At 50.7% G+C, this 18,145-nt stretch carries 18 protein-coding genes and 1 riboswitch; of the genes, 10 read left to right on the forward strand and 8 right to left on the reverse strand.

Annotated features, from left to right (window positions below; all coding sequences use genetic code 11):
- Positions 1 to 139: 139 nt before the first annotated feature.
- Positions 140 to 496 carry a DUF2165 family protein gene (locus AC2FNE_RS20290; RefSeq protein WP_496806138.1) on the forward strand — a complete coding sequence of 119 codons (357 nt, stop codon included), beginning with the start codon at positions 140 to 142 and terminating at the stop codon, positions 494 to 496.
- 351 nt (positions 497 to 847) lie between these two features.
- Here AC2FNE_RS20290 and AC2FNE_RS20295 read toward each other — a convergent pair whose 3' ends face one another.
- The gene (locus AC2FNE_RS20295; protein WP_170605605.1) at positions 848 to 1,294 is read right to left on the reverse strand and encodes a winged helix-turn-helix transcriptional regulator; all 447 of its coding nucleotides are present in this window, start codon (positions 1,292 to 1,294) and stop codon (positions 848 to 850) included.
- A gap of 155 nt (positions 1,295 to 1,449) precedes the next feature.
- Here AC2FNE_RS20295 and AC2FNE_RS20300 point away from each other — a divergent pair, with 155 nt between their 5' ends.
- The 3 genes from AC2FNE_RS20300 to AC2FNE_RS20310 are packed head-to-tail and all read left to right on the forward strand — an operon-like array spanning position 1,450 to position 2,141.
- Entirely contained in the window at positions 1,450 to 1,737 is a 288-nt protein-coding gene (locus AC2FNE_RS20300) for a VOC family protein (protein WP_170605603.1), read from the forward strand.
- Positions 1,738 to 1,747: 10 nt separating this feature from the next.
- Positions 1,748 to 1,945, forward strand: a complete 198-nt coding sequence (locus AC2FNE_RS20305; RefSeq protein WP_496806139.1) for a hypothetical protein — start codon at positions 1,748 to 1,750, stop codon at positions 1,943 to 1,945.
- Positions 1,946 to 1,952: 7 nt separating this feature from the next.
- On the forward strand, positions 1,953 to 2,141 hold the full coding sequence (locus tag AC2FNE_RS20310; RefSeq protein ID WP_170605599.1) for a hypothetical protein: 189 nt from the start codon (positions 1,953 to 1,955) through the stop codon (positions 2,139 to 2,141).
- A 208-nt stretch (positions 2,142 to 2,349) separates the two neighbouring features.
- On the opposite strand, the gene xylA is transcribed toward AC2FNE_RS20310, so the two are convergent.
- From xylA to xylF, 4 genes are read right to left on the reverse strand one after another with little or no spacing between them, the layout of a single operon-like run.
- Positions 2,350 to 3,654 (reverse strand): xylose isomerase, encoded by a 1,305-nt coding sequence (gene xylA / locus AC2FNE_RS20315; RefSeq protein WP_170605760.1) that lies wholly within the window; start codon positions 3,652 to 3,654, stop codon positions 2,350 to 2,352.
- A gap of 12 nt (positions 3,655 to 3,666) precedes the next feature.
- Positions 3,667 to 4,470 (reverse strand): ATP-binding cassette domain-containing protein, encoded by an 804-nt coding sequence (locus AC2FNE_RS20320; RefSeq protein WP_496806140.1) that lies wholly within the window; start codon positions 4,468 to 4,470, stop codon positions 3,667 to 3,669.
- Positions 4,470 to 5,768, reverse strand: a complete 1,299-nt coding sequence (locus tag AC2FNE_RS20325; RefSeq protein ID WP_170479976.1) for a sugar ABC transporter permease — start codon at positions 5,766 to 5,768, stop codon at positions 4,470 to 4,472. The genes AC2FNE_RS20320 and AC2FNE_RS20325 overlap by 1 nt, the downstream gene beginning before the upstream one ends.
- 57 nt (positions 5,769 to 5,825) lie before the next feature.
- Positions 5,826 to 6,845, reverse strand: coding sequence for a D-xylose ABC transporter substrate-binding protein (xylF, locus tag AC2FNE_RS20330; protein WP_170479974.1), 1,020 nt, complete (start codon positions 6,843 to 6,845; stop codon positions 5,826 to 5,828).
- Between the two features lie 150 nt (positions 6,846 to 6,995).
- Between xylF and AC2FNE_RS20335 the strand changes: the two genes are divergently transcribed.
- Positions 6,996 to 8,213, forward strand: a complete 1,218-nt coding sequence (locus AC2FNE_RS20335; protein ID WP_170605594.1) for an ROK family transcriptional regulator — start codon at positions 6,996 to 6,998, stop codon at positions 8,211 to 8,213.
- Positions 8,203 to 9,714, forward strand: a complete 1,512-nt coding sequence (locus AC2FNE_RS20340; RefSeq protein WP_170605592.1) for a CRTAC1 family protein — start codon at positions 8,203 to 8,205, stop codon at positions 9,712 to 9,714. Before AC2FNE_RS20335 ends, AC2FNE_RS20340 begins: the two co-directional genes overlap by 11 nt.
- On the opposite strand, the gene AC2FNE_RS20345 is transcribed toward AC2FNE_RS20340, so the two are convergent.
- Genes AC2FNE_RS20345 through xylB form a run of 3 tightly spaced genes read right to left on the reverse strand, consistent with a single transcriptional unit; the run spans position 9,715 to position 13,420 of the window.
- Positions 9,715 to 11,016 (reverse strand): cytochrome-c peroxidase, encoded by a 1,302-nt coding sequence (locus AC2FNE_RS20345; RefSeq protein ID WP_496806141.1) that lies wholly within the window; start codon positions 11,014 to 11,016, stop codon positions 9,715 to 9,717.
- On the reverse strand, positions 11,013 to 11,966 hold the full coding sequence (locus AC2FNE_RS20350) for an aldose epimerase family protein (protein ID WP_170605588.1): 954 nt from the start codon (positions 11,964 to 11,966) through the stop codon (positions 11,013 to 11,015). The genes AC2FNE_RS20345 and AC2FNE_RS20350 overlap by 4 nt, the downstream gene beginning before the upstream one ends.
- Positions 11,963 to 13,420 carry a xylulokinase gene (gene xylB / locus AC2FNE_RS20355; RefSeq protein WP_496806142.1) on the reverse strand — a complete coding sequence of 486 codons (1,458 nt, stop codon included), beginning with the start codon at positions 13,418 to 13,420 and terminating at the stop codon, positions 11,963 to 11,965. The genes AC2FNE_RS20350 and xylB overlap by 4 nt, the downstream gene beginning before the upstream one ends.
- A gap of 332 nt (positions 13,421 to 13,752) precedes the next feature.
- Positions 13,753 to 13,858, forward strand: a riboswitch (TPP riboswitch).
- A 32-nt stretch (positions 13,859 to 13,890) separates the two neighbouring features.
- On the opposite strand from xylB, the gene thiB reads away from it, so the two are divergent.
- From thiB to AC2FNE_RS20375, 4 genes are all read left to right on the forward strand, one after another.
- Positions 13,891 to 14,871, forward strand: a complete 981-nt coding sequence (gene thiB, locus AC2FNE_RS20360; protein ID WP_496806143.1) for a thiamine ABC transporter substrate binding subunit — start codon at positions 13,891 to 13,893, stop codon at positions 14,869 to 14,871.
- Positions 14,847 to 16,394: a thiamine/thiamine pyrophosphate ABC transporter permease ThiP gene (locus AC2FNE_RS20365; protein ID WP_496806144.1), complete on the forward strand. Its 1,548-nt coding sequence runs from the start codon at positions 14,847 to 14,849 to the stop codon at positions 16,392 to 16,394. The genes thiB and AC2FNE_RS20365 overlap by 25 nt, the downstream gene beginning before the upstream one ends.
- Positions 16,381 to 17,073 (forward strand): thiamine ABC transporter ATP-binding protein, encoded by a 693-nt coding sequence (locus tag AC2FNE_RS20370; protein ID WP_496806145.1) that lies wholly within the window; start codon positions 16,381 to 16,383, stop codon positions 17,071 to 17,073. The genes AC2FNE_RS20365 and AC2FNE_RS20370 overlap by 14 nt, the downstream gene beginning before the upstream one ends.
- A 221-nt stretch (positions 17,074 to 17,294) precedes the next feature.
- On the forward strand, positions 17,295 to 18,145 hold an 851-nt coding region (locus tag AC2FNE_RS20375), incomplete at its 3' end, for an alanine/glycine:cation symporter family protein (protein WP_496806146.1).

Genomic DNA, 18,145 nt, shown 5'->3' on the forward strand with positions numbered 1-18,145 from the left:
TGGAAGTGCCCGGTGGTGTTCCGGGTGCTTCGTCTGCGGCTTTCTGGATGAATCTGACCTTCCTGCTTGCGCCAGTCTTCAGCTTGTATTTCGCGTGGAGATCAAAGTTAGACGTATCAATATCAGAAGGAAAAAGAGTGTGATTGAAAGCTTTAATCACTGTTTACCGCAAACTGTTTTGGCGGTTGGTCTTGCTGCAAGGGTGACTCTGTCTCTGCTCAATAACTTGGCTGCGTTTGGTCATGGTAGTGCATATCTTGGCTATATAATGGAGATGACCGGTCTTAGAATCCCAAACACACCGGACTCTCCGCTTATGAAACGCGCAATTCAACGCCCAATTGTTTCCAAGCTCGCATTAGCTCTGATCTGTTTGGTGGAAGTTGGTGTTGCCACGGCATTGTGGACTCCCGTTTGGCCGGAGTATAGTTCCCAAACACCGGGAAGCATTAGACCGCAATCGACCGTGAAATCGCACTCACCTGCTGATGAATGATGGCTGAATTGAAGGCCCACCAGCGCCAAGAACTCACCTATTGGCCTTGAGGTTAAACGGGTCGAAACCTTATTAAAGCCCAGTCCCGCGAGATCCTGAAAGACGATCTTGTCGAACTCTTTTTGAACTAATGAGCGGAGGGACATTTCGGAAACCTGTTTTAGTCAAAGCAGAAAATCTAGGATGTCATTTAAACTAGTGATGTGCTGGCATGGCCACGGCACTTCGGGTGCAAAAACATTTTTCTTTGATGGCCGCTTAGGACATATCAAGTTTTTAATCCTGAGGCGTTTGGTTGGGCAATCAAAACGGTACAGTGACGAATTTCCATTATGGACTCATTCGATCAAGTCACGATTTAGGGGTTGAGAAAATCTCGGAGTTTACTCGCTCAATCTCTGTTTCGTACCAGGCAACCGCTCCGGAAAAATCTTTCTTCAATTCCTCAGCAAATGAGTTTGGCGCTTCGGTATTTTCATCATACTTCGTCGACCATAACATCAAGTTGAGTAGGGCAGGGAGAAGGTCCCGAGCTTTTCCCGTCGGAAAGTAGCAAATCCTGCTGGCTTTGCGGGGATCAACCTCTCGGTCCAATATTCCTTCAGTTTCTAGTTTGGACAGGCGATTTGCAAGAATGTTCGTTGAGATTCCTTCAGGTGAATTGAGCAGTTCGCTGTACGTTCTTTTCCCCAAAAGCAGCACGTCCCTTAGGATTAGAAAACACCACTTGTCACCAATGAGCCCTGCCGCATAGCGCGTCGGGCATCCGTTCCATTTGGCTGGTCGCAATCTCGTCATATTCAATAAATAGAGGCGCAGGTTTTCTCTTGCAATATGCAAGAAAAGAGTCTAGCTCAATATTACTTGCAAAAAACAAGAGGAATTAGCTAATACCTTCTCCTTTCGTATGGTTCGATAATGTCAGTGCTAACCGCGCCAAGACAAATGATTTTATGCAGCAGACTTTTGGCTGGGTACCGGACGACATTGGGGAAATGACGTTCTTGACGCTTAATGGACAAGACAAACCGTTTGCCGCCATCACGGATGAAATGGAATCGGTATCGGGCTGGGTGCCATATTTGGAAGTCGATGATTTGCCTGCGGCAGTTTCTGACGCCAAAAAGCGCGGTGCGTCCATTATCGCAGAGGATCTTCAAGGCCCAGCAGGTGTAGCCACATTCATCCTTGACCCCGGTGGCGCAACGATCGCGTTGTGGAAACGCGCGTCCGGTGCATAGGGACTGGACGATGAAAATTTTTCTTTCCTCGATCGCCTATATTCTGGTGGTATTCCCGCTCGCCCTTGGGTGGCATGTTGGTTTGTTTAAAGAACAATACGAGAGTTTTGGTTATTTTGCTGGCGAACCTAACGTGTTCATCGGCTTGCTGACAATTGTGACTCAGGGGATCGCTCCCGTCGATTTTTCCGTTGTTTCACACCGGTAGCGTTGGAATGGTTCGCGCGTTTCAGTTTTCCTCGTTGATGGGGATCTTCTTTTGGACATCACATGTGCTTGCCTTTGTTGCGAAACAAAATGTGCCAAATGCTGGTGGGTTTGTTTTGTTGGAGACAGGGTATCTCGCGCTTCAATTTGGAATTTATGCCTTTCTATTGAGCCTTATCTATCGAGCTGAGATCTGATGCATTGGGATGCCGCAACCATGCAATTGGTTCCGTCTCCTCTTCGGATTGCCTGTAAAAGTTGACTCGGCCAGAGCGTTGACCGAGTCCTTGCTTTGGTTTGAGCTTGTTTGCGTCTTGGTGAAGAAGCCATTATCAGAATTTGCTGTTTTTCGTGAACGTTTCCGGGATGTCTTTTTTTCCTCAAACGTCCCGCTGTCTGCTTCGATCAGACAAATCGGTTTACGTAGTTTTCCAAATACTCTTGCCGTCCCGAACGCGGCTTGGGATTTATCCCTTGATCCAAAACACGAGCAGTAATTTCTTCCAGGCCAGACTCCAACATGGACTGAGCCTCGTCTGTTTGCCAACCTGAATATCTCTTCGCCAACTCCATTGCCAGGCCGCCGTCCTCGACCATTGCCGCTGCCGCCTTAAGCCCTCGCGCGCAGATATCCATGGCTCCAATATGTGCTGCAATTAGGTCTTGTGGGTCAATCGACTGACGGCGCAGTTTTGCGTCAAAGTTTGTGCCCCCTGTCGAAAAACCTCCTGACTTCAATATGTGATAGTAGGCTAAGGCAACTTCGGGCGTATTGTTGGGAAATTGGTCTGTGTCCCAGCCAGACTGATAATCGTTCCGGTTCATGTCGATGGAACCGAGCATTCCTTCTGCGGTGGCCACCGCTATTTCATGCTCAAAACTGTGGCCGGCTAAGATAGCATGGCCCTGTTCCAGGTTTAGCTTTACGTCGTTTTCCAGTCCGTATTTTCTTAGAAACCCGATGCAGGTTGCCGCGTCGAAGTCATACTGGTGCTTTGATGGTTCTTGCGGCTTGGGTTCTACCAGAATGGTTCCCTTGAATCCGATCTTGTGCTTGTAGTCGACAACCATGCTCAGAAAACGGCCCATGTGATCGAGCTCTGCTTGCATGTCTGTGTTCAAAAGGGTCTCGTATCCTTCACGCCCGCCCCACAGCACATAATTTTCTCCGCCGAGCTTATGCGTGGCGTCAATGCACGACTTCACGGTGGCAGCAGCAAAAGCAAACACATCAGGATCAGGGTTGGTGCTTGCGCCAGCCATCCAGCGGCGATGACTGAACATATTCGCCGTTCCCCACAAAAGCTTTGTGCCAACCGATTGCATCTTTTCACCGATATAGTCGGTGATTTCTTCAAGAGTCTTCAGGTTGGCAGCAAAATCCCCCTGCTCGGGTCGGATATCGGCATCGTGCCAGCAAAAATAGGGTTGTCCAAGAATTTCAAACATCTCGAACGCCACATCGGCCTTCATCTTGGCCCGTCCCATGTCATCCTGGGGATGCCATGGGCGTTCAAATGTGGCGCCGCCGAAAGGGTCTCCTCCCTCCCAAGCAAACGAATGCCACCACGCTACGGCAAATCGCAAGTGATCTTCCATGCGCTTGCCCAAGACTATCTCGTCCGGGTTGTAATGGCGGAAGGCCAGCGGGTTTGTACTTTCCGCGCCTTCAAATCGGGCTTTTTCAATCCCCTCAAAGAAATCACTAATCATAGTTGCCCCCTAATCTGCCGTTTGCCCGGGCTGCTTGCCGAGGATGATCATGGATAAAAGGTCATCGTCTGTCACATCGGCGATGTTCACTGTTCCTACCAGTTTTCCGTTCTTCATAACGGATGCCCGGTCACACAACTCTATAACGGCGTGCACATCGTGATCGATCAGAAAAATTCCTATTCCCTGTGCCTTTAACTGGTGGATCAAGTCGGCAACCATCTGTGTTTCGTGTGGCCCCAACGCAGCGGTTGGTTCGTCCATAATCAGTATACGGGCATTGAAATAAACCGCGCGGGCAATCGCAACCGACTGTCTTTGTCCACCGGATAGGGCTGAGACCGGATCGTTGAACTTTTGAAAGTTGGGGTTCAACTGAGCCATAATTTTTCGGCATTCAGCCTCCATCGCGGCGTCATTTACTAACCCCATCGGAGTGACCATTTCTCGCCCGAGAAAGAGATTGGACGTTGCATCCAAGTTGTCAGCCAAAGCCAGAGTTTGATAGATAGTTTCGATGTTGTTGGCCCTGGCGTCGCGCGGGTTGTCAATGTCGACTGGCTTGCCGTCAATCAGAATTTCGCCTTGGTCCATTTGATAGGCACCAGACAAAACCTTAATCAGCGTCGATTTGCCTGCTCCGTTGTGGCCTAAAAGTCCAACAACTTCACCGGGGTAAAGATCGACCGAGACGTGATCAACCGCTTTGATACCGCCGAATGATATGGAAATGTCGCGCATTTCCACTAATGGAGGCGCACCTGACCCCCGGCCCATATTTGCGGTCGTTTTTTTTGTGTCCTGATCTTGCATCACTTTGCCCCCAAACGCTTGCGGTAGACAATGTCGATATAGACGGCCAAGACCAAAACAGTGCCGACGACAATGTTCTGAAACGGTGCGTCGACACCTACCATGGCCATGCCAGATTGAAGGGCCTGCATGATTAGTGCGCCCAATATCGCGCCGTATATCGTCCCGATTCCGCCGGACAGGGCTGTACCTCCGATGACTGCGGCGGCAATCACCCTTAGTTCGTCAAGCGTGCCGATGTCATTGGAATGATTGGCCAATCGCGCAGAGGCGACCACTGCTGAAACGGCACAAAGGAATCCCATAAGAGCGAAAACCTTTACCGTTAACCACCGGGTGTTGATACCGGAAAGCTCAGCGGCGTCGGGATTGCCACCAGTCGCAAATATATAGCGACCAAATCTCGTTTTACGCGCCACAACTGTCAAAATGACTGCCACAATGATCAGAATTAGAACCGAAATTGGAATGCCGTAGCCAACGACTAACCCTTCGGGCATTGTTTCGCCGCGTGCCTCAAACATGCGTTCCAATCTGCGGGTAGGTATTTGGTAGCTGTTTACAATGTAAACGTAACCCAGGATGGAGACTGTCATAATAGCTGCAAGGGTTGACTCCGCCCAAACTGGTTTGACGGGAAAACCGTGTGCAGCTTTTGCTCGCCTGCTGCTCCACAATGCCCATATTGCGACTGCCGCGGCCAGAAAACCAAACATCCAACTTGCCGTGGTGCCCAATGTTCCGTTGGTTCCGCCGAACTTTAGAAAGTTGCTGTCCAAGGGGCCGATAGTCTGTCCGCTGGTCAGATACCAAGCAACGTTTCGCCAAACCAGAAATCCGCCAAGAGTCACAATGAATGCCGGGATCGTAAGATAGCCGACCATCCACCCATGAAATGCTCCGATCAGGGTTCCGACCAAAAGTCCGATTACAATTGTGATTGCCCAGGTTGCCGGATTGTTCAAACCCATGCCCAACATGTGGGGCAATAACTCGGTCTGAGTCATTGCCATTACTGCAGAGGTCGTTGCCAACAGTGCACCCACTGACAGGTCGATGTGGCGCGTGACGATTATGAAAACCATTCCGCACGCCATAATTGCCACTGACACAGTCTGAATCGATAAGTTGAACAGGTTTCGCGGTGTAAGGAACCGCCCGTCTGTGACGATGTTGAAGCCAATGCAAAGGATGACGAACGCGCCGATCATTCCCAAAAGCCGCATGTCCAATTCCAATTGCTGGAATAGGCTGGCCTTTGCTTTTTGAGGAACCGGCTGAGACGAAGTTTCGGTCATTTCCGATCTTTCATATTCAGCTAGTGTCCCCGACCTGAGGGCCGGGGACAGCGTGTTTTAGTTACAGGGTGCAGGTCCGTTTTCAACACCCTGGCAAAGGTCTGCTAGTGGAATCCAACCGGCATCTACAACGACCGAAAGGTTGTCTTTTGTGATTGGTACCGGGGCAAGGAATACCGAATTCATCTCGGTGCCACCGGGCGATGTCCAGCTGACCGCGCCTTCGATGTCACCTGGGCTGGTACCGCCACTAAGAGCCACTGCGATTTCGCCTGCCGCTTTCCCAAGTTCGCGCGCGTCTTTCCAAACCGATACTGTTTGGGTTCCCAAAGCGACCCGGTTCAACGCCGCATGGTCGCCATCCTGTCCCGAGACGGGAATACCTTCCATGCCCTGTGCGGTCAGTGCAGCTACAACACCGCCGGCCGTTCCGTCATTAGAGGCAACAACGGCATCGACATTGTTTTCGTTCGCTGTCAGAATTTGTTCCATATTACGCTGCGCGTTTGCCGGAAGCCAGCCGTCAGTATATGCCTCACCGACAATTACAATGTCTCCGCTGTCAACTGCAGCCTGAATGATTTCTTGCTGTCCGCCCCGTAGGAAATCGGCATTCGGGTCGGTCGGCGACCCTTTGATCATGACGTAATTACCCTTTGGCATCGCGTCAAAGACTGCACGCGCCTGCATCCGGCCAACTTCGACATTGTCAAAAGTCAGATAGAACGCACGATCGTCTTCGATCAATCGATCATACGCTATGACAGGAATACCCTCATCAGCAGCGGCCTGTACTGCCGGGCCGATTGCTTGTGCGTCTTGTGCAAGAATGATCAGTGCGTCCACACCCTGAGCGATAAGGCTTTCAATGTCCGACAGCTGTTTTGCAGAAGACGATTGAGCATCCGCTGAGATGTATTCAGCGCCGCCTGCTTCTAATGCTGATTTGATCGCCGCTTCGTCTGTCTTCCAGCGTTCTTCCTGAAAGTTTGACCAGCTTACGCCAACAACGGGGTCTGCAAAAACAGCCGAGCCCATCAATGCAACCGCAGCCGAAAAGCTGAGAATTCTTTTCATGATTTCCTCCCAAAGGCCGAGTCATCCTGTCGTGATTCGTGACTCTCGAATTTTGAGTACCATATTTATTTCAGCGGGTAAAATATTTAACCTATCGGGCGCGTGAATTTCCTAATAGATTGACCAAATGACGAGATTCGCGAGGAAAGAATGCTAAGCAACAAGGACTCGCCGGTTTCCTTGGACCAAAGGAATGCCACCCGCTTGCGGGTTCTCGAACACATTAGAACAAGAGGGGCGACATCGCGTATTGATATTGCCACTGCTTTGAATACCAGCCCTGCAACGGTTACCGCTGCTACCGCCGATCTTATTTCAGCCGGGTTGATCAAAGAGGTTGTAGGGGAATCAAAGTCGAAATCTGCAAAACGAGGCAGGCCAAGAGTTTTACTGCAACTGGACGGAAGCTCTTATTTCGTTGCAGGTTTGAAAATCGCACGACAAGTAATTTCAGTTTTGTTGGTCGACTTTGAAGGCAAAGAAGTCTCCTTGCACACGCATTCCTTGAACAAAACCAGTATGTCGCCACGCGATTTGGTGAAAACAATATACACTGCACTGGAACAGGCTTGTTCACGGACAGAAATAACGATTGGTGACTTGTCTGGTGTATCAATTGGGATAGCGGGACTGGTGGATGCAAAGAGGAATTTTGTTCATTGGTCGTCATCCTTGACCGAGCGAAACGTGGATTTTAGTCGATTGTTCAAGGAATATATTCCCTGCCCTGCGTTTATCGAAAATGATGCAAATCTGGTTGCAAAGGCGGAACAGCTTTTTGGATTGGGAATCGGGCTCAGGAACTTTCTTGTCGTTACAATCGAACACGGTGTCGGCCTTGGAATTGTGCTGGATGGAAAACTATACCGAGGAGAGCGCGGGTGTGGAGCTGAATTTGGCCACGCAAAAGTTCAACTGGATGGTGCTTTGTGCCAATGCGGTCAGCGAGGGTGCCTTGAAGCTTACGTCGGTGATTATGCTCTGATCAGAGAGATGACCGTTGCGACGCAAGATAGAAAGCCAGAAACGGTATCCGATATACACGAACGGGCCAACTCGGGTGAGCAAATGGCGATATCAGTACTGAATCGAGCCGGTCAGATGTTTGGTCTTGGGATCTCCAATTTGATCAACTTGTTTGACCCAGAGTGCATCATTTTGTCTGGCGCCCAGATGAGTTTTGAACATTTGTGTTCGGACGAAGTCATGGATCGGATTCAGAGCGGAGTAGCCAACGTAGATGCTCCTTTGCCCGACATAAAAGTACATCACTGGGGTGATCTGATGTGGGCCAAGGGCGCGGCTGCATACGGCATCGAACAGGTGTCGATTCTTAAAGTCAAAGAGTTGCCGACGAATGCGGCCTGAGCTTATCGTTTCGATCGTGGTCGCGACGGCTGCCGATGCCGAGACAAAAATCCCAAGTTTTGCGACAGTAGAAATTCCTGCACATGTATACGACGGTGGTTGGGAACATTTCGTCGGTGGAGGTGTAGCCGTTTTCGATTGCAATGGTGACGAATTGCCCGAGCTATTTGTGGCGGGCGGTTCCAATCGATCTCAACTTTTCAAAAACACATCCTCTGACAAAATTTCGTTTACAATCGATACACCTGATGAATTGTCACTGACTGGGGTGACCGGGGGTTATCCGATTGATGTCGATAGCGATGGCATCCTTGATCTTGTTGTCTTGCGCGTGGGCGATGACCTTTTGTTTAAAGGCAATCCTGATTGTGAATTTAGCCCATTCAGTGAATTTGATTTTCAGGCCGAGGATCATTGGACAACAGGTTTCTCGGCGACATGGGAAGGCAGACAAACACTGCCTACTTTGGCGTTTGGAACCTATGTTGATCGGTTCGATCCAAATGGTCCTTTCGGAACCTGCGGACCAACTGTTCTTTATCGCCCAGAGGAAGGGAAATACCGCAAGCCGGAACATTTGGAGCCAGGTCACTGCTCACTGTCCATCCTTTTTTCAGACTGGGCACGAAACGGCCGTGCAGACCTTCGGGTCAGTAATGACCGACATTATTATGTCAACGATGGGCAAGAACAGTTATGGGCCATGGAACCTGCGCCACGGCTTTATTCGCTTGAAGAGGGATGGATGCCATACTCAATCTGGGGGATGGGTATCGCGTCACGTGATCTAAACGGCGATGGGTTTCCCGAAGTTTACCTTACATCAATGGGCGATCAGAAACTTCAGGTTTTCGACTCCGATGTCGATGGGCCAACATGGCGCGACGCAACTTATGAAAAAGGTACAACGGCTCACAGGCCACACTTAGGGGGCGACGGTCGCCCTTCGACTGGATGGCACGCCCAGTTCGGCGATTTTAACAATGATGGTTTAGACGATATTTTCGTAGCCAAAGGAAATGTCGAGCAGATGCCCGATGCTGCCCTTTACGATCCTAACAACATGCTATTGCAACAAGGGGACGGTCAATTCTTTGAAGCTTCGGTTGAAGCGGGCATCGCATCCATGTCCAAGTCCCGTGGCGCGGCAATCGTGGATTTGAACAACGACGGCAAACTGGACTTGGTGGTAGTCAATCGGGGAAGTGAACTCGAAGTCTATCAAAACCAGCTCCAAACTGGGAACTGGTTGATGTTGGATGTCGTGCAGAAGCGACCCAATCGAATGGCGGTGGGTGGATTTATCGAGATCGAAACTTCGATTGGACAGCAAGTCAGAGAAATAACTATTGGAGGAGGCCACGCAAGCGGGATTGCAGGTCTTCATCATTTTGGGCTTGGTTATGACGAGCTTGTTACAGTTAGGGTCATTTGGCCCGATGGCGTCGAAGGTGACTGGCAGGCCTATACCCCAAACCAGATAGTCAGAGTAACTAGGTAACTAATTTTCAACTGGCAGACCGCTTGGAACCTCTTTCGGAACACCCAACCGTTTTGCGGGGTCTTCCAGAGCGCCGAGAAAGGCCAAGATCGCGCTGATTTCTTTATTTGTCAGGCTAATCTCCGGCAGGTCATTGCTGTCCAAGATCGCATTTAGATGAGCCGAGTCCAATAGCGACCGCGTGTCGTCAGATTTCGGGATCTCAGGTAACAGAGCCAATTCGACGGAGTACGTGCGTAAGGATGTAGAAGGGTCCAGATGATGACGTATGATGTCTTCGAGTTGTGAAAAAGCACCATTATGCCCGTACGGCGCCGTTAACGTGACATTCCGCAAAGACGGTGTGCGAAACGCAAATGCATCTTCCGGATTGCCGGTTACACGCAGTCGCCCATCATCTCTGGCATGGTTCTCAAATCGCGCCGCTTTTCCCGGCCCAATCTGCGGCATCGCTATAGAATGAAATTTGTGATCTGTCTGGAACCACCCAGAGTGGCATTCGCTGCACCCTGCCTTTCCGTAGAACAGCTTTAAGCCAAGGCTCGCTTCCTCGGACAATGCTTCCTCACCTCGCATTGATCTGTCGAAGGCGCTGTTGTCAGCGCGCCATTCAAAGACGATAAAATCAGCGATCGCATTCGCTATCGCGGTGAAGGTGATGTCTTCACCCGGCGAAATTTCTTCAAACCGACGCTCGTATTCCGGTATTGCATCAACACGTGCTGCGATCAGATCCCATGCACCGCCTACTTGTGTTAGGAACCCCATTCGGACAGCTTTGCTAACGTCATTTTCCGAATAATGCCCTGCCATTTCATCTTGCGACAATACAGGGAACATGGCTTGTGCCGCCAAAGCAGATTTAAAACCCGGTCTCATGTGCATGCCCAAAGGCGTTCTTATACCATTCGGCTGCGCTGGATCTGTCTCAAGTCGTCCGTCATGAAAGAATGTCGTAAATTCCGTTGCGCCCAGATTCCAAAGACCAGGCGAATTGCGAGGAATTCGCTGTTCTGGAATATTCGTTAGGTCGATCAGTCGCTCGGTTCCCAAACCAATACCACCCTCTCCGATGCCAAGGGATAAGCCGTCTGATGTACCTAGTTTTGGGTGATGACAGGTTGCGCAGCTAATATTTTTGTTGCCTGAAAGTATAGGGTCGAAAAAGAGTAGTTGCCCCAGCTTAACACTTGATAGGTCCGGAGTGACGAATTCCGGGGTCGGTCCTAACGACTGCGCCCGAGCGCCAGATGACATCACCAGCAAAACACCTAAAATCGAAATAAGCAATTTGTAGATCATGTCTGGCACCCGGAAATTTCCAGCGTAAGTGTCTGACGGTAAGGATTTTCTGGTGTAGATATTACAGAGGGAAAAGATGGGATATTAATTGCATTGGGATAACCCGACGGTTCAATGCACAGCCCATCTCTTGGATAAAACGGAGTTTTCAGCTTGGCTCCAGAATAGACTTGGGCTCCGGGTTGATCTGAAAAAACACTTAAGGTCACTCCTGAAGGGGCGGCCAATTCTGCAACCAAGTTATCCGGTTTTCCTTTGGTATCAAACAGGTAGTAATGGTCTAAGTCAGGTGAGGACGTTCCAATTACCGTTGGTGATGAAAAATCCAAACCCGTGCCTGCCGCATTCCAGATTTTACCAGACGGGACGCCTTCCTCGTCGAATTCAAGCAACTGATTTGAGTCGAGCATAAGTTTATGTTCGGAAATTCCCGTTGTACTGCCTAAAGAGTAGTAGTTGTGTTGAGTAATGCTAATAGGTGTTGGACGATCAGGTTGCGCGTGAAACGAGTACACTAGTTTTGGAAACTCAAGAGTTACCTGAACCTCAAATTTTACTTTGCCAGGAAAACCGTTGTCCCCATCCGGTGAGGTCAAACGAAGCCGAGCTTCGGACGGCGAAATTCGAGAGATGTCCCAATGCCGATGCGATAAACCAGCCGGCCCACCGTGCAGGGTATTTCGGCCCTCGTTTGCGTTTAGTTCAAAATGGGATGTCCCCAAAGAAAACTTGGCTCCTCCGATCCGGTTGGCGACGCGTCCAACAATTGCGCCCATGTAATTCTTGTCGGTCAAATACGCCTTTGGATCATCGTATCCAAGGATCAAAGGAATTTCGTCGTACCACCAACCTTGCGTAATTGCGCCATAGCTTAACAAGGAAACGGTCATCGGACCGTCAGTTAGCAGAGTACATTCATCGGGGTCGCGATCTTCGCTTTGCAGTCTCATCGAGCGGCCAACGGTGAAAGCGCTGAATAATACTGAGTGTAGCGATGGTACTCGGTCTCATAAGCATCGGCTAAGCCGCGTATTGGTTCGATGGTTTCCTGTTGTTCCGGAGGTGTCATGACGTCCGCAGCAGAGGAGCGGTTAGCGGCACAAACAGCTAATCGTGCCGCGCCTTTTGCTGCCCCGATTTCGCTTCCTTTAGGCAATGTCAACGGTGTGTTCAGCACCGTGGCAAGGGTTTCCAGCCAATACCGGGACCGGGCCCCTCCGCCGACAGCGAGTAAGTTGGACGGCTGTGTGCCAGTGTTCTTTAAAGCCTCAAGGCAGTCCCTCATTGCATAAGCAACACCTTCCATCACGGACTGGGTGAGGTCTGCCTGCTCGGTAGCAACATCTATTCCCAAAAACGCGCCACGAATTGCGCTGTCGTTATGAGGAGTCCGTTCGCCTGACAAATACGGCAGAAATGTTATCGAAGACGGGCCAGTTATGTTTTGGGGCAAATCGGAAGCCAGCGTGCGAACTGGTTGGCCCACATTGCGTGAAAGCCAGTTCAAGCTGTTAGTGGCAGAAAGGATAACTCCCATCTGGATCCAGCGGTTAGGCACTGCATGGCAAAAACTGTGAACTGCGGTCTCTGGTGCAGGGCTGCAGGATTCCCGGGCTACAAGCAAAACACCTGACGTACCCAAGGACAAAAATCCATCGCCTTCGTTTATGCATCCGATCCCGCACGCCGCAGCAGCATTGTCGCCCGCGCCACCAGCAACAATGACAGGTTCGGACAAACCCCATTCTTGTCGCAGTTCGGGCCGAAGCTCGCCAGAAGACTCGCTCCCTTCAAGTAAGCGAGGCATTTGATCGAGACGCATATTGCTTAGTTCGAGTGCTGTATTCGACCAAGTCCGCGCGTTAACATCCAGCCACGATGTTCCCGCGCTATCGGACATTTCACTGACATATTCCCCGGTTAGCCAAAGTCTTAAGTAATCTTTCGGTAATAGAACTTTGGCGGTTTTGGAAAAGATATCAGGCTCGTGTGACCTAACCCATTCCAGTTTTGGAGCGGTGAAGCCAGGAAAGACGATATTTCCTGAAATCTTTCGCATTTCCGGATATTGGTCGAGCTTCTTCGCCTCGTCTGCAGACCTAGTGTCATTCCAAAGGATGCAGGGTCGCAAGGCATTGCCTTCACCATCAAGCAATGTCGCCCCGTGCATATGTCCGCTAAGGCCTATTCCTTTTAGCGCGCAAAATTCCTTGTTATTGGACGAGCGAAGATTTCCGATTACTTTCTCGCAAGCGGCCACCCAGTCCAGCGGAGATTGTTCGGACCAGCCGGGTTTGGGGTTCGAAGTTGTAATGGCAGCTTCGGCTTCGCTAATTACGACACCCGCTTCGTCCATAAGAATTCCCCTGAGCCCCGACGTTCCCAAGTCCAACCCAAGATACACTTTGCGCCCCTCTTTCGATTATTATTTCAGTGGGTAAAATTATTACGTAAAGACGTCTTGTCAACAAAAGTTTCACGAGTTTGGAACCTTTACCATACCTATCCCTGACTTCAAAAACGTGGCAGGTTCTTCCGCTCCTACGTATTCGGATTCGTATGTAATGTAGTAAATTCAAGCCCCTGTTTTACCCAAACTGACTTCGGAAAATACAAGGTCGCATTTTCAACAACATTCCTCGGTCAAGATATGCGGGGACTCGTCAGTAGGTTTTGTCAGATAGGATTAGATGAAGTTGGTTTTGGTTGTATTTTCTTCCAGTTCCTCCTAATCACAGTTTTACCTCGGGGTGCGCGGTAAGCCGCGCTGAGACGTCGTTTGACGAACCCGTTGAACCTGAACCGGCTAGAACCGGCGGAGGGAAAGGTGACGGTTTCATCCATCCTTGCCCTCTCGCCGCAATGGAGGATGACATGAAGCATCTGCTAATTGCTGCGGGACTTCTGAGTGCAACAGCGGCTTTTGCCGCCGACAAACCTCAGCTGACCGTTTACACGTATGACAGTTTTGTTTCCGATTGGGGACCAGGTCCGCAAGTGGAAGCTGCGTTTGAAGAGGTTTGCGACTGCAAGTTGAACCTTGTTGGCATCGAAGACGGTGCGGCGCTTTTGTCTCGCATTCGTCTTGAGGGCGAAAACACAGACGCCGATGTCGTGCTTGGGCTTGATAACAACCTGATCACATCTGCAAAGGAAACCGGTCTTTTTGCCCCTCATTCGGTGATTGCAGAGTACAACCTCCCGATCGAGTGGTCGGACGAAGTATTTGTGCCATTCGACTGGGGTTATTTCGCGTTTGTTCTTAATGCCGATGCGGTAGCCCCTGCTAACTTCCGTGAATTGGCAGATAGTGATACTAAGATCATCATCCAAGATCCTCGCTCTTCGACGCCGGGTCTGGGCCTGCTCTTGTGGGTCAAGGCAGCATATGGCGAGGAGGCATCGGAAATTTGGGCGGGCTTGGCCGACAATATCGTGACGGTTACCAAGGGGTGGTCAGAAGCTTATGGACTTTTCCTTGAAGGTGAAGCTGACATGGTCCTCAGCTACACCACATCTCCCGCTTATCATTTGATCGCTGAAGAAGACGACAGTAAGGCGGCCGCGTCCTTTGACGAAGGTCACTACATGCAGGTCGAAGTTGCCGCAAAACTGGCGAATACCGATCAGTCCGAACTTGCTGATCAATTTTTGCAGTTTATGGTGTCAGACAAATTCCAACAGATTATTCCTACGACCAACTGGATGTATCCGGCGGTAACTCCGGCCAATGGGCTGCCTAAGGGATTCGAGACTTTGATTGTCCCCCAAAAGGCGCTTTTGTTTGAGCCGGATCAGGCCGCAACCGAACGTGAACAGGCAATTTCGGAATGGCTGAGCGCGCTCAGCCAATAAGCCCTCTACCCGGTGTCGGTGCAGCCACGCTTGTTGCTGCACTGATACTGGGTACTTTGGCAGCAGTTGCCCTGCGTGCTGACTCTGGTGGGATGTTTGCGTTTTCCGACTGGGCTGCCTTGCGTTTTACGCTGACACAGGCAGTTTTGTCTTCGGTGATCAGCGCTGGCCTTGCCATCCCGACTGCACGTGCGCTGGCGCGCAGGAGGTTTTTTGGCAGGCAGGTATTGATAGCCTTGTTAGGGGCTCCGTTTATTTTGCCGGTGATTGTTGCAATACTTGGCATTCTACAAGTATTTGGAAGGGCAGGTTGGATTTCTGAGGCTTTGGGCTTCTTTGGTCTTCCGGCCATCCGTGTATACGGATTACACGGTGTGGTGTTGGCACACGTATTCTTCAACTTGCCCTTGGCGACTCGTCTTCTTCTTCAGGGATGGCAGGAAATTCCGGCTGAACAGTTTCGGCTAGCTGCGCAGCTGAACTGCAAGGGTATGGCAATGTTTCGATTGCTTGAGTGGCCGATGCTGAAGCGCGTTCTACCCAGCGTTCTGGCAGTAGTTTTCGCGATCTGCTTGACCAGCTTCGCTGTCGCGTTGACGTTAGGCGGTGGACCGCGCGCAACAACGATTGAACTCGCAATCTATCAGGCGTTTACTTACGATTTTAATTTGGGTCGCGCTGCGCTTTTGTCCACTGTCCAATTGGCATTGACGGCTGCCGCGGCATTGGTCGCGTTGCGATTTACGCGGAAAGAAGGATTTCGAACAGGGCTTGACAGGGCAATTCGTCGATGGGATGGGGGCTCCCCAGCAATCGATACGTTTTGGATCTCCGCCACTGCGGCTTTTCTGCTGTTGCCCCTGTCGTCAGTGGTGATTTCCGGCGTTGTGGGGTTATTAGAATTGCCTACTCAGGTCTTCAAGGCGGCAGTTATTTCGGTTGCAGTGGCTGTTGCCAGTACTTCCATCCTTTTGTTCCTGGCATTGCCAATGGCCGCAGCTGTGGCAGTCAGGCGGCACAGCTTTGTTGAGCTGATCGGGATTCTCGGTTTGGCGGCGTCGCCATTGGTAATCGGCACGGGTTTGTTTATTCTGATCAGACCTTTTGTGAATCCAACTGCGGTGGCGTTACCGGTCACCGCGTTGGTTAACGCAGTTATGGCCTTGCCTTTCGCGTTGCGAATTCTTGTTCCGGCAGCGCAGGAAACTGTTACTCGGTACAGTCGGCTCGCTCTCTCGCTCGACATGAAAGGCCATGTTTTTTTTGCGAGTGTCTTGCTGCCTCGCATGCGGGCACAGATCGGATTTGCGGCTGGTTTGGCAATGGCACTTTCAATGGGAGATTTGGGTGTCATCGCTTTGTTCGCAGATGCACAGGTGGCAACTCTGCCTTTGCAAATCTATCGTCTGATGGGTGCCTATCAGATGCAGGCCGCGGCCGGTGGTGCGCTATTATTGCTGATGCTGTCCATGGGATCGTTTTGGATTCTAGATCGCGGAGGTCGATGGCATGTTGAGACTTGATGAATGCGTCATCGCAAACGGTGATTTCGTTCTAAGGGCAAACCTTGAAGTCGCAGATGCCTCGTGCGTAGCGATTATCGGTCCTTCCGGAGCGGGCAAATCCACCTTACTTGAAGCTATCGCCGGGTTTCGTGATGTGAAGGGTGGCAGAATATTCTGGGATGGAGAGGACCTGACAAAACGGCCTCCGGGGAAACGTCCGGCGGCCTCGTTGTTTCAAGACAACAATCTTTTTCCGCATTTAAGCGCTGAGCAGAATGTGTCGTTGGGTATTCGTCCGAACGGGCGTGTTTCTAAAGATGAACGCGCTTTGGTCGCCTCCGCGCTTGGTCGCGTCGGCTTATTGGGGATGGGCACTCGCATACCATTTGAGTTATCAGGGGGACAACAAAGCCGTGTGGCCTTGGCGCGAGTGTTGGTTCAGCAACGAGACCTGTTGTTGCTAGATGAGCCTTTCGCCGCATTGGGTCCTGCGTTGAAGGCCGAAATGCTGGATCTTGTGGCTCAACTTATTTCGGGAACCAACAAAACATTGTTGATGATTAGCCACGACCCGCAGGATGCGCGGCGCATCACGAACAAGTCTATCTTGGTCGCGGACGGAATAGCCCATCCGCCAGAACCGACGGAACATTTGCTGAATAATCCACCGCCGAGCTTACGCGATTATCTTGGGTGAAGTCAGGTACTGTGTAGCCAGCTACTAAAAAATTTCACACAATCAGAAGAGTTCCTTCCTCTATCGACCTGATTTCAAAATCATTGGAGCGGCCTGACCTGTCCAAAGACGACTTTTGCCAGAAGCCGAGAGAGCCGGGACATTTCGAAGGCTGATTTTGAATATTCGTGAATTGCGAATAACCTGAATCAAAAATGTCAGTTTGTTTTTGAGAGCCCGGAATGGAATTTATTGTCGACGGATTAAACGGAATACTTTGGAATTATGTCCTTATCTACGGGCTGTTGGGCGCCGGGATATTTTTTACGATCCGGCTTGGCGCTCTTCAGTTTCTGCATTTCGGAGAAATGCTGCGTGTCATAACCTCGGCCCCCAGAACGGACAGGCGCGGAATAACGCCTTTTCAGGCACTGACCGTCAGCCTTGCTTCCCGCGTCGGGACAGGAAACCTCGCCGGTGTTGCAGTGGCGTTGTCGCTGGGCGGACCTGGTGCAATATTTTGGATGTGGATGGTGGCATTGGTCGGGATGGCTACGGCTTATTCTGAGAGTACCTTGGCACAGCTCTACAAAATAACGACCAAATCAGGCGATTTTCGTGGAGGGCCCGCTTTCTATATATCAAAGGGGTTGAATGCGCCTTGGGCAGGAGTGTTGTTTTCGATCTGCCTTATCCTGAGTTTTGGGCTGATTTTTGTCGCGGTCCAGTCGAACTCAATCGCAGAAGCCTTGTCCGGTGCCTTTGGCCTTGAAAAGTTATGGGTTGGAGCTGGCGTAGCCGTAATTGCTGCGATCGTGATTTTTGGGGGTATCAAGGCGATAGCTAGGGTCGCTGAAATCGTGGTGCCATTCATGGCAGGCGGTTATCTTTTGATCGCCGTTGTCGTTATGGTCTTGAACTTCTCAGAAGTGCCGGGATTGCTCTGGCTCATAGTGTCTAGCGCTCTTGGACTGCAAGAAGCAGCAGGCGGTGTAGCTGGTGGAGTGATGGCCGCAATGTTGAACGGAATCAAGCGCGGTTTGTTTTCTAACGAGGCCGGAATGGGTTCAGCACCTAACATTGCCGCTGTCGC

The organism is Ruegeria sp. YKSD179, from assembly GCF_059612885.1.